Source organism: Flavobacterium sp. UBA4854 (assembly GCF_002399805.1).
GTDB classification, from domain to species: Bacteria; Bacteroidota; Bacteroidia; order Flavobacteriales; family Flavobacteriaceae; genus Flavobacterium; species Flavobacterium ginsengisoli.
Map to the genome: position 1 here is coordinate 1 of NZ_DHEI01000040.1, position 15,361 is coordinate 15,361.

General features: G+C 32.4%; 16 protein-coding genes. 9 read left to right on the plus strand and 7 right to left on the minus strand.

Annotation, left to right across the window (positions count from 1 at the left end; translation table 11 throughout):
• Window positions 1-398, minus strand: a 398-nt coding sequence (gene aroQ, locus B3J44_RS05220; protein ID WP_286966436.1) for a type II 3-dehydroquinate dehydratase, incomplete at its 3' end; no start/stop codon positions are given.
• Between the two features lie 135 nt (window positions 399-533).
• Window positions 534-1,094 carry a porin family protein gene (locus B3J44_RS05225; RefSeq protein ID WP_198858213.1) on the minus strand — a complete coding sequence of 187 codons (561 nt, stop codon included), beginning with the start codon at window positions 1,092-1,094 and terminating at the stop codon, window positions 534-536.
• A 290-nt stretch (window positions 1,095-1,384) separates the two neighbouring features.
• Here B3J44_RS05225 and B3J44_RS05230 point away from each other — a divergent pair, with 290 nt between their 5' ends.
• The 5 genes from B3J44_RS05230 (at window position 1,385) to B3J44_RS05250 (ending at window position 6,111) form a co-directional block, all read left to right on the plus strand.
• Window positions 1,385-1,945 (plus strand): outer membrane beta-barrel protein, encoded by a 561-nt coding sequence (locus B3J44_RS05230; protein ID WP_286966442.1) that lies wholly within the window; start codon window positions 1,385-1,387, stop codon window positions 1,943-1,945.
• A gap of 208 nt (window positions 1,946-2,153) precedes the next feature.
• On the plus strand, window positions 2,154-2,735 hold the full coding sequence (locus tag B3J44_RS05235) for a porin family protein (protein WP_286966451.1): 582 nt from the start codon (window positions 2,154-2,156) through the stop codon (window positions 2,733-2,735).
• 154 nt (window positions 2,736-2,889) lie between these two features.
• On the plus strand, window positions 2,890-3,465 hold the full coding sequence (locus B3J44_RS05240) for a porin family protein (protein WP_286966461.1): 576 nt from the start codon (window positions 2,890-2,892) through the stop codon (window positions 3,463-3,465).
• Window positions 3,466-3,546: 81 nt separating this feature from the next.
• Entirely contained in the window at window positions 3,547-4,443 is an 897-nt protein-coding gene (gene xerD, locus B3J44_RS05245; RefSeq protein WP_286966464.1) for a site-specific tyrosine recombinase XerD, read from the plus strand.
• Window positions 4,444-4,590: 147 nt separating this feature from the next.
• Entirely contained in the window at window positions 4,591-6,111 is a 1,521-nt protein-coding gene (locus B3J44_RS05250; protein ID WP_286966467.1) for a sensor histidine kinase, read from the plus strand.
• A 69-nt stretch (window positions 6,112-6,180) separates the two neighbouring features.
• Here the strand turns inward: B3J44_RS05250 and rny are convergent, their stop codons facing one another.
• The 3 genes from rny to B3J44_RS05265 all read right to left on the minus strand — a co-directional run bounded on the left by rny (window position 6,181) and on the right by B3J44_RS05265 (window position 8,538).
• Window positions 6,181-7,740 (minus strand): ribonuclease Y, encoded by a 1,560-nt coding sequence (gene rny / locus B3J44_RS05255; RefSeq protein ID WP_198858208.1) that lies wholly within the window; start codon window positions 7,738-7,740, stop codon window positions 6,181-6,183.
• A 209-nt stretch (window positions 7,741-7,949) separates the two neighbouring features.
• Window positions 7,950-8,243, minus strand: a complete 294-nt coding sequence (locus B3J44_RS05260; RefSeq protein WP_286966479.1) for a cell division protein ZapA — start codon at window positions 8,241-8,243, stop codon at window positions 7,950-7,952.
• Window positions 8,244-8,247: 4 nt separating this feature from the next.
• Window positions 8,248-8,538 (minus strand): hypothetical protein, encoded by a 291-nt coding sequence (locus B3J44_RS05265; protein WP_198858206.1) that lies wholly within the window; start codon window positions 8,536-8,538, stop codon window positions 8,248-8,250.
• A gap of 180 nt (window positions 8,539-8,718) precedes the next feature.
• On the opposite strand from B3J44_RS05265, the gene B3J44_RS05270 reads away from it, so the two are divergent.
• From B3J44_RS05270 to B3J44_RS05285, 4 genes are all read left to right on the plus strand, one after another.
• Window positions 8,719-10,401 (plus strand): M23 family metallopeptidase, encoded by a 1,683-nt coding sequence (locus tag B3J44_RS05270; RefSeq protein WP_286966487.1) that lies wholly within the window; start codon window positions 8,719-8,721, stop codon window positions 10,399-10,401.
• A 12-nt stretch (window positions 10,402-10,413) separates the two neighbouring features.
• Window positions 10,414-12,879 carry a TonB-dependent receptor plug domain-containing protein gene (locus B3J44_RS05275; protein ID WP_286966491.1) on the plus strand — a complete coding sequence of 822 codons (2,466 nt, stop codon included), beginning with the start codon at window positions 10,414-10,416 and terminating at the stop codon, window positions 12,877-12,879.
• Between the two features lie 88 nt (window positions 12,880-12,967).
• Window positions 12,968-13,693 (plus strand): hypothetical protein, encoded by a 726-nt coding sequence (locus B3J44_RS05280; RefSeq protein WP_286966492.1) that lies wholly within the window; start codon window positions 12,968-12,970, stop codon window positions 13,691-13,693.
• Window positions 13,694-13,710: 17 nt separating this feature from the next.
• The gene (locus B3J44_RS05285; protein WP_286966494.1) at window positions 13,711-14,235 is read left to right on the plus strand and encodes a hypothetical protein; all 525 of its coding nucleotides are present in this window, start codon (window positions 13,711-13,713) and stop codon (window positions 14,233-14,235) included.
• Here B3J44_RS05285 and B3J44_RS05290 read toward each other — a convergent pair.
• Together B3J44_RS05290 and B3J44_RS05295 are read right to left on the minus strand one after the other, a co-directional pair.
• A complete protein-coding gene (locus B3J44_RS05290) occupies window positions 14,179-14,880 on the minus strand; it encodes a DUF2971 domain-containing protein (protein WP_111380149.1) in 702 nt (233 codons plus the stop codon). The genes B3J44_RS05285 and B3J44_RS05290 overlap by 57 nt on opposite strands.
• Window positions 14,881-15,010: 130 nt before the next feature.
• On the minus strand, window positions 15,011-15,361 hold a 351-nt coding region (locus tag B3J44_RS05295), incomplete at its 5' end, for an ATP-binding cassette domain-containing protein (RefSeq protein WP_286966501.1).

The window sequence follows — 15,361 nt, forward strand, 5'->3', positions numbered from 1 at the left end:
ATAGCCAATTCGTAACTTTTAAGTCCGAAACCTAAAATAACACCTTTTGCATTTCCAGATAAATAAGATTGGTGTCTGAAACTTTCTCTAGCGTAAGTATTAGAAATATGCACTTCGATTACAGGAGTTGTAACGGCTTTCATAGCATCTCCTAAACCAATAGAAGTATGTGTATAAGCACCTGCATTCAAAATGATTCCGTCAAAAGTAAAGCCGCATTCTTGAATTTTTCCAATTAGTTCGCCTTCAATATTACTTTGATAATAAGAAAGTTCAATATTTGGAAATTTTTGTTTCAACGTTTCAAAATAATCTTCGAAAGTTTGGCTTCCATAAACTTCAGGTTCTCTTTTTCCTAAAAGATTCAAATTTGGTCCGTTGATAATGCAGATTTTCATAAAGTAATTTGTTTTTTAATTAAGCGATGTGAATGCATTTTAGATTTTACGAATGACATTTCACATGTAAGTGTAAAAATAAAAAAAACCGCACTAATAAATAGAGCGGTTTTTGTAAAAGTATGTGATATATTTTTAGAACATGTATCCAGCTGAAAGTTGGAATACAGAGTTTTTAAAATCAGCTTCTTTTGAAATTTCTGTCAAACCAATACCATAACGAGCTTGAACGAAAAGACCTCCAACAACTTTTAATCCTAAACCTGCGTTAAGAGAAAAGTCAAATGTTTTTGGATCTGCAACATCAAATTCTTTTTTATTGCTAACAAGGAATGATGCTTGTGGACCAAGTTCTAAACTAAGAGATTTAGTCATATAGATTTTTGCCATTACTGGAATAGCAATATATCCCATTTCATTTTTAAATTCTGAAACAGCATTTTTATAAGTTGCTCCTTGAGTAGTATATAAAAGCTCTGGCTGAATTGAGAATTTTTCTAATAATTTAAGTTCTGCTACAAGACCTGCGTGGTAACTTGTAATTCCTTCTTTGTCAACAGAAATTCCATTAAAGTCAGAACCTCCAGTTTGATTAGCAAAGTTAACCCCTGCTTTTACCCCGATTTGTACAAATTGTGCGTTTACTGCCGCTGATGTTGCGATAAACATAACAGCTGCTAAAAATATTTTCTTCATAAAAAGGTTTTTAAAAATTGGTATTTTAAATGTTATTTATAGATCAAAACTACATATTTAGCATTTTATTGCATTATATTTTCGATTAAATAATTAATAAAATTCCCACCGAAAAGTAAATTTTAAGGTTTTAAAGCAGTTTATAATCTTTTATTAATCTGAAAATCAGCTCTTTTTTTGGTAATTTTTTTCTGTCTTATTTTGATACTTTTTAAGCTTGCTGTGGAGTTTATTTTGTAAGTGTAATCTTAGTTTTGTCGAATATTAATCAAGTAATATTTGAAAAAATTATGAAAAAAATTGTTTTAACTGCCATTGCAGTATTAGGCTTTACATTTGCTAATGCACAGACTGGAGGATTTTCTAAAGGGGACACTTTTATTTCTGGAGCTTTAAATGTAAGCTCAACAAAAAAAGGAGATGCTAAGAGCAATGGTTTTGAAGTTGAGCCAAAAGTTGGGTATTTTGTAACTGAAAATATTGCAATTGGTGCAAAATTAGGTTTTGGTACAGATAAAGAAGGTGATAACAAAACAAATTCATTTACAGCTGGAGCTTTTGGTAGATATTATTTTACTCCTGCTTCTCAATTTTCAGTTTATGGGCAAGCTGGTCTTGATTTTACAAACTACAAGTATAAACCAAGCGATGCTAAATCAAACGAAATTGGAGCTAACATTGGTTTAGGTTTAAGCTATTTCTTGTCTAATCATTTTGCTATTGAAGCTACTTGGTTAGGTTTAGGATATAGTGTAAACAATAATGGTGGTCATGGAGCTGATAAAACTAATTCATTTGGTTTTGGTACTGACCTAAGAGACGTAAGTTTTGGAGTTATTTACAAGTTCTAAGAAAAAAAACAGTTAGTTAATTTTAAAAGGCCTTCCTCAATTTCGAGGAGGGCTTTTTTGTGCCGAAAACTCTAATTTTTAAATTGGCTTAATTTACAATTAACAAATAATGTAATAGTTACTATTTTATTTGTTAAATTCCTAATATATATTTATGAAGAATATTTTTATATTTGGCTAATTAAATTTAACCCAAAACAAATTTAGAATGAAAAAAATTATTTTATCTGCCATTGCAATTATGGCTTTTGCATTTACAAATGCTCAGTCAACAAGATTTGGAGTAAAAGGAGGTCTTAATATTTCAAATGTAGTTGGAGGAGATGTAGAGAACAATAAAACATTGGTAGGTTTTCATGTTGGAGGTTTAGCTGAAATCCACGTAGTTGAAAAGTTTTATATTCAACCAGAGCTTTTGTATTCTGCTCAAGGAGCAAAATTTGATGGACCTTTAGGATCTGATGGAGATCTTAAATTGAATTATTTAAACATTCCTGTATTGGCAAAATATTATATTGTTGATAAGAAATTTAATGTAGAAGCTGGTCCTCAACTAGGTATTTTATTATCTGCTAAGGCAGATGGCGAAGACTTTAAAGATTATACAAGATCAGTTGATTTAGGATTTAACTTAGGTGCTGGATATAGTTTTACAGACAATTTATCAGTAGGTCTTCGCTATACTATTGGTTTGTCTCCTATAACTGATAATGACATTGATAATTCAGATGAATACTACGATAGTGCAAAAAACAGCAATCTACAGCTTTTCTTAGCATATAAATTCTAATCTGAATTTTAAAAATATTAAAAAATACCTTCCCTATAACGGAAGGTTTTTTTATATACTATTACTATGTTTTTTTTTATTAAGAATATAGGTTTTGGTAAGGAAATATCTATATTTGACTCTCTATTTTTAAACTAAAACCAAAATTAAAAAAATGAAAAAACTTATTTTATCTGCCATTGCAATTATGGCTTTTACATTCTCAAATGCCCAAGAAACTAGATTTGGAGTAAAAGGAGGTCTTAATCTTACCAATTTTACTGGTGATGTTGATACCAATCTTAAGGCTGGTTTTCATATTGGCGGTTTTGCAGAAATAAAAATTATTGACAGATTAGCTATTCAGCCAGAGCTTTTGTTTTCTACTCAAGGAGCCAGATACAATATGATTGGAGGCAATCAAAGCGGATCTTATAAATTAAATTATATTAATATTCCAGTTTTGGCTAAATTCTATGTTACGAAACAATTTACTGTTGAAGCAGGTCCGCAAATAGGATTCTTAGTTTCGGCTAAAAGTCAAGATCATGATATTAAAGATGCTTACAAAACTGCAGATTATGGATTTAACTTTGGTGCAGGATATAATTTTACAGACCATTTTTCTGTAGGTTTGCGTTACACGGTTGGTATTTCAGGTATATATGATCACGATTACGAGGATTTTAGTGATTATTATGATAGTACAAAAAATAGTAACTTACAGCTTTCAGTGGCGTATAAATTCTAGTCTTAGTTTAGAATATTGATAAAAAAACCTTCCTAATAAAGGAAGGTTTTTTTATGCCAAAAAATCACTTACTTTGTAGATATGAATTGGAGTAGATATATAAAAGATTATCAATCATACTTAAGGATTGAGAGAGGTTTGTCTAAAAATACGATCGAAAACTACGGCTTTGATATTGAACGTTTATGTCTGTTTTTAGAAACCAATCAGATTGATGTTTCTCCAATAAAAATTTCCGACGAAACTTTACAGCAATTTATTTATTCGGTAGCCAAAGAAGTTAATCCGAGGTCGCAGGCAAGGATTATTTCTGGACTTAAAAGTTTTTTTAATTATCTGGTTTTTGAAGATTATAGAAACGATAATCCGTTAGAATTAATTGAAGCTCCAAAGACTGGCCGTAAACTGCCAGATACTTTATCACTTCAGGAAATTGATGCTTTGATTGAAACCATCGACTTAAGTACTAACGAGGGCGAACGAAATAGAGCGATGCTCGAAACTTTATATGGCTGTGGCTTACGTGTTTCTGAATTGATTTCGCTTAAAATTTCTGATCTCTTTTTTGATGAAGGATTTATTAAAATTACTGGAAAAGGAAATAAAGAAAGATTTGTTCCAATTGGGCCTCTAACTCAAAAATATATTGATATATATCGAAATGCAATTCGTTGCAATCTCATTGTAAAAAAAGGAGCCGAAGATACTTTATTCTTAAACAGAAGAGGAAATCAGTTAACACGTGCGATGGTTTTTACTATCATAAAAGATCTTGCAGAAAAAGTGGGGCTTAAAAAGAATATAAGTCCCCATACATTAAGACATTCTTTTGCTACACATTTGCTTGAGAATGGTGCAGACTTAAGATCTATTCAATTAATGTTGGGGCATGAGTCTATTACAACAACAGAAATCTATGTGCATTTGGATCGCAGTTTTCTAAAAGAAGTAATGCATAGTTTTCATCCTAGGAAATAATTTTTGTAGAATTGTGTTTTTTTGTTCTATAAATTTATATATTGTGTTAAAATTTTGTTTTTAATTGGAGTAAAATAAAACATTGAGGTTTATTTTTGCTTTTCCAAATAAGTTCTGAATATTTTTATTTACATAAAAAAGTAGCATATGGTTTTTGATTTGTATGGAAATGACGATTGCTTGGAGGTAAATAATTTTTATAAAAAATTGTTGGCCGAAATGCCCGACCTGCTTTTTCAATTTAGTATTGATCCCGATAATAATTATACTTTTCCCCTCGTAAGTAAATCGGCAGATGAGATATTTGAACTTCCTGCAGCGGATTTTAATAATGATATAAAGTTTATAATCTACGATCGAATTCTTCCGCAGGATCGTGAACTTTTTTTTCAGTCTTTAGTCAAAGCTAGGAAAGAAATAAAGCCGTGGGAAATTGAGTTTAGAGCTGTGCTTCCAAAAAAAGGGATTCGATGGTTTAAAATTACCTCTAAAACAGAATCTTCTATAAATGGAAATGTAATTTTCTATGGTCATGTTTCGGATATTACAGAAATAAAGGATAAAGAAGAAAAACTTAGAATTTCTGAAGAACGTTTTCAATTTGCTCTAGATGCCTCTACAGTCGGAATTTGGGATTGGGATATGGTTACAAATAGTGTCTTTTACTCTTCTTTGTCTCTTAAAATTTTGGAGTTAGAATCGAGTGATATTTTTGATGATCCTGAGCGTTGGGATAAAATTGTACATCCTGATGATCTTCCCAAATATTACTCTGATATTCACGAACATTTTGATAATAAGATTCCATTTTATGAAAATTATCATCGTGTAATGACTTCTAGTGGTAACTATAAGTGGATTTTAGATCGAGGAAAAGTAATTAAACGTGATGAAAACGGAAGGCCTTTGCGTGTAATTGGAACTCATACTGATGTTTCAGCTCAAAAAGAGAAAGAACTCGAACTTGTGAAAACAATGAAATTGTATAGTGATCAGAACAGTCGTTTGCTGAATTTCTCTCATATTGTTTCTCATAATTTAAATACGCAGGCTGGAAACATAAAATCAATTTTAGATTTTATAGATGCTGATGTGAATAAGCAAACTGTAGCTGAAATGCTGGAACATTTGAGAACCGTTTCAAACGATTTGAATGAAACGATTTCAAATCTAACTCAAATTGTAAAAACGCAAAGTAATATTAATATTGCAGTTGTTCCGCTAAAACTTTGCGAGTATATCGAAAAGACGATTTCGACTATTAAAGGTTATGATAAGCAGCGAAAAGTGACTATTGTGAATAACGTTCCAAAGTACCTAACGATTAATTTTAATCCGGCGTATATGGAAAGCGTTTTGCTCAATTTTACGACAAATGCAATTAAATATGCACATCCAGATCGAGATCCAGTAATTACTTTTGATTTTGCTATAGAGCCAGAAGGTTTTAAATCGCTTACAATTACAGATAACGGACTTGGAATTGATTTAAAAGTATATGGCGATTTAATGTTTGGAATGTATAAAACATTTCATAAACATGAAGAAGCTCGCGGAATAGGATTGTATATTACGAGAAATCAAATTGAAGCCATGAAAGGAACGGTTGAAGTAGAAAGTGAAGTTGGAGTGGGGACCAGTTTTAAAATCATTTTTAATGATATGTAAAACTTGAATAGGGATAAAAAACAAAAGGCTGTCATTGACAGCCTTTTGTTTTATTTATGTTTTCTTAGATTATTTAGCAATATTTACAGCTCTAGTTTCTCTAATAACTGTAACTTTTACTTGTCCAGGGTAAGTCATTTCTGTTTGAATTTTTTGCGAAATTTCGAAAGATAAGTTTGCAGCATTATCATCAGAAACTTTTTCGCTTTCTACAATTACACGAAGCTCTCTACCAGCTTGGATAGCGTAAGCATTTTTAACACCGCTAAATCCGTAAGCAACATCTTCAAGATCTTTCAAACGCTGAATGTAAGAATCTAGAACTTGGCGTCTTGCACCTGGTCTAGCTCCAGAAATAGCGTCACAAACTTGAATAATTGGAGATAGTAAAGATTTCATTTCAATCTCATCGTGGTGAGCTCCAATTGCGTTGCAAACTTCTTCTTTTTCACCATATTTCTCTGCCCATTGCATACCTAAAAGTGCGTGAGGTAAATCACTTTCTGTATCTGGCACTTTTCCGATATCATGTAGTAAACCTGCTCTTTTGGCAAGTTTTACATTTAGTCCTAATTCTGCTGCCATGATACCGCAAAGTTTAGAAACTTCTCTTGAGTGCTGTAATAAGTTTTGTCCGTAAGAAGAACGGTATTTCATTCTACCCACAACTTTAATTAATTCTGGGTGTAAACCGTGAATTCCTAAGTCGATAACAGTACGTTTTCCAACTTCAATAATTTCGTCATCAATTTGTTTTGCTGTTTTAGCAACAACTTCTTCGATACGAGCTGGGTGAATACGTCCGTCAGTAACTAATTTGTGTAAAGACAAACGAGCAATTTCTCTACGAACAGGATCAAAACAAGAAAGAATGATAGCTTCTGGTGTATCGTCTACAATGATTTCAACTCCAGTTGCAGCTTCCAAAGCTCTAATGTTACGACCTTCACGACCAATGATTCTACCTTTTACGTCATCAGATTCGATATTGAAAACAGAAACGCAATTTTCAACTGCTTCTTCTGTTCCAACCCTCTGGATAGTGTTGATGATTATTTTTTTAGCTTCTTGCTGTGCAGTCAATTTTGCCTCTTCAATAGTTTCTTGAATATGAGACATTGCTTTTGTTTTAGCTTCAGCTTTTAAGCCTTCTACCAATTGCTCTTTTGCTTCTTCAGCAGAAAGACCAGAAATTACTTCTAATTGCTGTAATTGGCTTTTGTGAAGTTTGTCAACTTCAGCTTGTTTTTTATCTAAAACTTCAATTTTGTTATTATATTCAGCTGTTTTAGATTCGTAATCTTCGTTTACTTTTTTTGCTTTAGAAAGTTCGTTAGAAACTTGAGATTCTTTATCGCGCACGCGTTTTTCTACTTCAGCAACTTTTTTATCACGTGCTAAAATAACTTGTTCGTGCTCAGATTTAAGTTCGATAAAACGCTCTTTTGCTTGAAGAATTTTATCTTTTTTGATATTTTCGGCCTCCAAATTAGCGTCTTTTAAGATAGAAGCTGCTTCTTTTTTAGCATTTTTAATTAGGTTTGAAATATTACTTTTCTCGATAATTTTAGCTATCGCAAATCCTGCTGCAATACCTACAATACCAATAATGATCGTTATGATGTCCATGTTTGTTAGGGTTTATATATAAAAAAAGCCTACATTAATTGCTTGTATAAACTCGTAAAGACAAGTTTTGAGCTAACTCACTGTTCAAGTTTCCCAGCCAAATGGAGGGCATACTATAGTAGCGACGATTTGCTCATTCTAAATTGTTAGTGTTGAGTTTACCAATTGTGAACTAATGTAGGCAGTATCTTAGTTTCTGTAAAGAACGTTTATTTTTCGAGATATTGATCTAAAAGCGTATTTAATCTTTTAATTCTTTCGATAGTCTCTTCTCCATCGATTGTATTGTCAATCTGTTTTTGTTCTACTTGCGATGCAAATTGTAATGAACACATTGCTAGAACATCTTGTTTGTCACGAACCGCGTAATTTTCTTCGAACTGCTTGATCATGGCATCAATTTTTTTAGAAGCACTTCTAAGTCCTTCTTCTTGAGCGGGTTCAACCGTAAGTGGGTAAACGCGGTCGGCAATTGATATTTTAATTCTAAGCTTTCCGTCCATGTTATTAATCTGATAGTTGTGCTATACAGTAATCAATTTCGCGAATTAATGAATTTATTTTAAGCTTTGTCTCTCTCTTGTTATTGTCGCTGCCAAGCAACGAATTGGCTATCTTAAGTGTTTCATTTTGCTTCTTCAAAGCTTCCATTTCCTCAGATTGTTTCTGGATAATTTGCGCAGCTTTGGCTAATTCTAATCGTAATACTTGATTGTTTTGCTCCAAGCCTTTTGATTTCTCAAAAAGCTTTTCAACTTTATATTCAAGAGTATCAATTATTTCTGCAATTACACTCATTATACATCCTATTCATTACTTAATCATACAAAGTTAATATTCCTTTTTATTAATGCAATTTTTTATCGATTTTTTTACATTAAAATAGATAAATATATGTAATTCAATTAATTGTGAAATTGTAAATTTTTTCTTGCTTTTATTGGCTTATTTTTATTTATCTTAGCAAAAATGTTGCTTATGAGATTCGCTGTACTTACCCTTTTGATTTGTAATTCTATATTTGCTCAAACGCAGTATCCTAAAGACTATTTCCGCCCTCCGCTAGATATTCCAATGCAGCTTTCTGGTAATTTTGGAGAATTAAGACCAAATCACTTTCATGCTGGTTTTGATTTAAAAACCAATCAAAGAGAAGGATTAAGCGTGCACGCAATTGCGGATGGTTATGTTTCGAGAATCAAAATTTCGACTTTCGGAAACGGAAAATGTATTTATATTACACATGCAAATGGTTATACTTCTGTTTACGGCCATTTGCAAACTCCAGTTGGGCCAATTTTGGATTATGTGAAAAAAACGCACTACAAAGAAAAAGCGTATGAAATCGAAATGTTTCCAAAACCTGACGAGCTTCCTGTGAAAAAGGGAGAAATAATAGGCCTTTCTGGAAATACTGGATCGTCTGAAGGCCCGCATCTTCATTTTGAAATTAGAGACACTAAAACGGAGTTTGTTATCAATCCAATTTTCTTTGGCTTTGACCAAAATATAAAAGATACCAAAAAACCTACTTTGTCAAGTTTGTATGTTTATCCGCTAGATAACACAACGGTAAATCTTTCGAAACAGCCTTTATTGGTTAATATGACGCTTCAAAAAGACGGAACTTATTTGGCTTCTAAAGTGAAAGCTAACGGAAAAATTGGTTTCGGAATCAACGCGGTAGACACTGATGATGTTTCGCATAACAAAAATGGAGTTTTTAATGTTTCGACTTTTTTAAACGGAAATCAGAATTATAATTATCAGTTTAATACCTATTCTTTTGACGAAATGCGTTATGTAAACGCTCTGATCGATTATCCTCGATATAAAAAATCAGGACAGCGTGTGCAGAAACTTTTTATGAAAACGCCTTTTGCTTTGAGTATTATCAAAACAGATTCTCTTAGAGGTATCGTAAAAGCAGAGCCTAATCTGGCTTCAAATTATAAAATCGAGGTTTCGGACTATTTTGGAAATATGAATTCGATTACCGTTCCAATCGAGTTTGATGCTGCGACACCGCTTGTAGAGGCTGAACCAGTTAACGGAAAATATTTCATCAAATATAATAGAGATACTAATTTCGAAAAAGATAATATGTCGGTTTTCTTTCCGGCAGGAACATTCTACGATGATTTCAATATGAATTTTGATGTTAGAAATAATAAAATTTTCATTCATGACGATACAGTTCCTGTACATTCCAATTTTACGATCACTATAAAAGACGACACTTATCCAGAATCTTTAAGAGATAAGCTTTATATTGGTAAGGGAACAAGCTATAATGGAACAATTAGAAAAGGAGATGTTTTTACTGCTAAAGCAAAAATATTAGGGACATACGGCCTGGTTTTGGATACAATTGCGCCTGTCATAAAAATTGCAAAACCTGTTGAAGGAAAGTGGATCAGCGATCAAAATAAAATTGATTTTACAATTAATGATGCATTGTCTGGAATAAAATCTTATAATGGCTATTTAAACGGAAGTTGGGTTTTGTTTGAATACGAAAATAAAGCCAGAAGAATAACTCATACTTTTGATGATCAATATTTGGCAGAAGGAGAAAACGTTTTAAAAATTGAGGTAGTTGATAATGTAGGAAATACTGCTATCTTTGAAACACGTTTTTTTAGAAGTCAAAAAAAATAAAACCCAAAATCTTTGAGTCAAAATAGGTTTACATTCGCTTTTCTTTTTTTATTTATCAGCTGTATTACATTGGCTCAAAACGCTCGTATTAAGGGGCTGATTTTAGATGCAGAAAAACATCCTGTTTCTGGGGTGAATGTTTCTTCGCAAGATGCTTTTGTTCAGTCTGATTCGAATGGCTTTTACGAAATTGTAATTCCGTCAAACAAAAAGGTTTCTTTGATTTTTACTCACGTTTCTTTAAAAATGATGAGTCTGACTGTTAGTTTGAAAACAAATGAAGTTTTTGTTTTTAATCCGATTATGAATAATTCTGAGGAACAAATGGGTGAGGTTTTTGTTTCTTCTGGAAATAGAAAAAGAGTTCAAGGGATTACATCAGTAGATACTGAAACCATTAAGAAAATTCCAGGTGCAAATGCTGGAATCGAAAACATTCTAAAAACACTTCCGGGCGTTAACTCAAATAACGAATTAAGCACGCAATATATGGTGCGAGGCGGGAATTATGATGAAAACTTAGTTTATGTAAATGAAGTAGAAGTGTATCGTCCGTTTTTAATTCGTTCGGGGCAGCAGGAAGGACTAAGTTTTACCAATACAGATTTAGTTCAGAATGTTGAATTTTCTGCTGGTGGATTTCAGGCGAAGTTTGGAGATAAATTATCTTCTGTTCTAGATATTACGTATCGCAAGCCAACTCAGTTTGGAGCTGCTTTTGAAGCAAGTTTTTTAGGAGGAAGCGCTACAGTCGATTTGGTTTCAAAAAACAAAAAATGGTCTGCCGTAACTGGAGTCCGTTATAGAAATAACAGTCTTTTAGTAAATAGTCAAGATACGCAGACAAATTACAAACCAACTTTTGCCGATATTCAGACTAATATCAATTATGATATTTCTGAAAAATGGCAGATGAGCTTTTTAGGGAATATTTCTCAGAATAAATATTCGTATGAGCCTTTGGTGCGCCAAACTAATTTTGGAACAATAGATCAGCCAATGGCGCTTTCGGTTTATTATGACGGACAGGAAAAAGATCAGTACGATACTTATTTCGGAGCTTTAAAAACTACTTATAAAGTATCGCCTACACTTACTTTAAAATTAATTGGTTCCTTATTTCATACCACAGAAAAAGAGCATTTTGATATTTTGGCTCAATATCGTTTAGGAAATGTAAACGCTGAAAATTCAGAAGATGCTTCGGCAATTGATTTTACACGCGGAATTGGTTCTCAGTTAAATCACGCTCGAAACGATTTAGATGCTTTAATTGCAAACATTGAGCTTAAAGGAGTTAAAGACTGGAAAGAAAGCCAATTAGAGTTCGGTTTAAAATATACCAGAGAATCTATTAGAGATCGAGTAGTGGAATGGGAAGTAATCGATTCTGCGGGATTTTCTATTAATCCGCCTTTGGTAGTTATTCCTAAAAATAATGAACCTTACACGCCTTATACAGGTCCGCTTTTACCTTATCAAAATATTCGCGCTACAAATTTTAATACTATAAATAGATTTTCGGGTTACGCACAATGGAACAAACAATCAGAAATTGGTTCAAGCCAAATCTGGTATCATTTAGGAGCGCGTTTTCAAGGATGGAATGTTGCGGGAGCGGCAGAAGAAGGAAAAACACAATTTGTCGTAAGTCCGCGTGCACAATTTGCAATAAAACCAGATTGGGATCGCGATATGGTTTTTAGAATTTCCGGAGGATTATATCATCAGCCTCCATTTTATCGAGAATTGAGAGATTTGGACGGAGTTGTGAACCCAAATGTAAAAGCCCAAGAAGCTATTCATATTGTTTTAAGTAACGATTATAACTTTAAAATGTGGAATCGTCCTTTTAAATGGGTGACAGAGCTATATTATAAATCGCTTTCAGATGTCAACGTTTATTCGATAGACAATGTTCGAATTCGATATGTTGCCAATAATAATGCAAAAGCCTATGCACAAGGTCTTGATTTTAGATTAAATGGCGAATTTGTACCAGGAACCGAATCTTGGATAAGTTTTGGATACATGAAAACCGAAGAAAATTACGAAAATAAAGGCTACATTGCTCGTCCGACAGATCAGCGATTGAAATTTGCAATGCTGTTTCAAGATTATATGCCGAATATTCCAAGTGTAAAAGTGTATTTGAACTTGGTCTACAATACAGGATTGCCAGGAGGAGCGCCAGCGTATTCAGATCCATATTTATATCAAAATAGACTGAATGATTATAGAAGAGCTGATATTGGTTTTGCAAAGGTTTTTGTAGATGCAAGTACGCAAAATACAAAAACAGGCTGGCTGAAAAAGTTTAAAGAGTTGTCTCTAGGGCTAGAAATTTTTAATCTTTTCAACAATCAAAACGCAATTACAAATACTTGGGTTCGTGATGTCTATTCAAAAAATCAATATGCGATTCCAAATTATATGACTTCGAGAGTTTTTAACGTTAAATTAAATGCGAGGTTATAAACTGCTTCGATGTTGGTTATAAAATTCAATAAAACTCAAAAATACAATCAAAAATAGTATATTTGATAATCGTATATAATCATTGTAGATGAAAAAGTATTTTAAATATATTGCCCTTATACTTGTCGGGACGGTTATAAGTTGCCGAGAAGAAGTTCAAAAACCAAAAGTAACTTATGGTGCTTCTAATAAAGTAAGCACAGGCGCAGTAAAAACAGACTCAACACAAATTGAAATTGCAGATCTTCCTATTCAAATGGAAGGCACTAATTATTTGATTCACCCCGTTGGAGATTTAAGAGTTTATGAAAGGGGTTCAAAAGCTCGTTATGGTTCTTCGAGTGTAAACGATGTAAGTTTTACAATTTCTAATTTAGGAGAATATGAAATTACAGGATTTCTTCAGAATTTAAAATTTCAAAAAGTAGATTCAGATTCTATCCGACCTTTATCTGATAAACCAGTTTTAATTTTAACGGCTACTTATTTAAAAACTGTTGCAGATAAAACGCATAATAATGTTATGGTTTATACACTAACAGATTCGGATACAAATAAAGATGGTAAGATAGATACCAGCGACATTAAAACTTTATATTTAAGCGATATAAGTGGAGAAAATTTCACAAAAGTTTCAGCAGAATTGGAGGAATTGGTAGATTGGAGTTTAATTGAATCTAAAAACCGTCTGTATTTTAGAACTATTGAAGACACCAACCAAAACGGTCAGTTTGATAAAAATGATGTTTTGCATTACAATTACATTGATTTAGCTTCTAAAAAATGGGAAGTGAAGAGTTATAAGCCGATATAACTTTTTAAAATTTTAGAATGTATTCTGAAGATGAATTAAAAGAACAGGAGAAGGAATTTAGTACTGTTTTGACTTATGTTTTTATGCCCATATTCATTCTTGCTGTTATTGGAGCATATTTCGTGGGTAATTCAATGAGGTATATAGAAAAGGAATATAAAGAAGCTAATGAATATGGCTTTTCTGGAGTTGTTTATGAAAAGAAAATAGAAGGAGGAGAGGGATATCGTCTCCCGCATTGTCTGTTTTTGAATTCAGGGATTAGATGGCAAGTGAGTACTGAATTATATGATAAAATGGAGATTGGTGATTCTGTGGTGAAAAAGTCTAAATCTGATTCTGTTTATTATTATAAGAAAAGTGGTCAAATAATCATTGAAGATCAAAATTTGGATCTTAGAAATAGGTATTTAGAAAAACTCAAAGAAAATAAATTATTAGAATTTTATAATAATTGCTTCTATTGTGTAAAAAAACTTAGAACCTTAGATCAGAATATCACTTTCCAGATCAGATTTTTCGATTTCAAAACCAAATCCTAGGCGTTCAACCAATTCTATTACCAGTTTCTTGTACCAGTTTTCAGATTTTGGATGAATGTATATTTTTTCGATCAATTGATTAATGTCGACGTTGATTTTTAATCCGTCGTTTAATTTGATATCGCTTTTTGAAGTGTCACTTAGAATTCGGACTTCTCTTTCGTATTGAAAACTTTTCCTTTTAAATAAAAACGGAAAGAATAGATCATCAAACGGAATGTATTCTTTTTTATAATCGATGTAATTTACTTCGCCAATATATTGATCAAAATTATTCTCTGGTTTTACCGCTTTCTGTAGTCTTTTGATGGTAGACTGAATGGCTAAACCTTCATTGTTTTTGGTGAAAATCTGCCACATGGCAAACGATTCATATTCGTTAATATGCCAGCTGCTAATGGCTACTTTTTCACGATGCGTTTTGTAGTAATTTAAAAACTCTGGATTATCTGCGGCAAGTTTTTTTATCTCTTCATAAGTTGGTTCGCTAAAAGTGCCTTCATATTGGTCTTCAAACTTGTCTGAACGCGACATAAAAAGCTTCTTAGAGAGTAATAAATCAAGAAATTTAGATAAGTCCAGATATTTCCAAACAATAGTATCGGGATCATCGGGAAGTTTTATGTTGGGGTTGTTAAGATACATTTTCTTTAGATTAAATGATTTCAATCTTTAACTAACCTAAAGTTATAAAAATAAACACAGATTAAAGAAATTAAAATTGAGTTTTAATATTTCCTTAATCTGTGTATATTAATTTGGGTTTAATGATTTCTTACGATTCGAAAGATTGCATTGTTACCAATTTATTATAAGTTCCGTTGTGCGCAATTAGCTCTTCGTGGGTTCCTTGTTCAACGATTTTTCCTTTTTGCATTACTACGATTATATCTGCTTTTTGAATAGTAGAAAGACGGTGTGCAATTACGATCGAAGTTCTGTTTTGCATCATGTTTTCTAGTGCGACTTGAACAAATTTTTCGCTTTCTGTGTCTAATGCTGATGTTGCTTCATCCAAAATCATAATCGGTGGATTTTTCAATACGGCACGAGCTATAGATAAACGTTGTTTTTGTCCTCCAGAAAGCTTGTTTCCGCTATCTCCAATGTTAGTGTAAATTCCTTG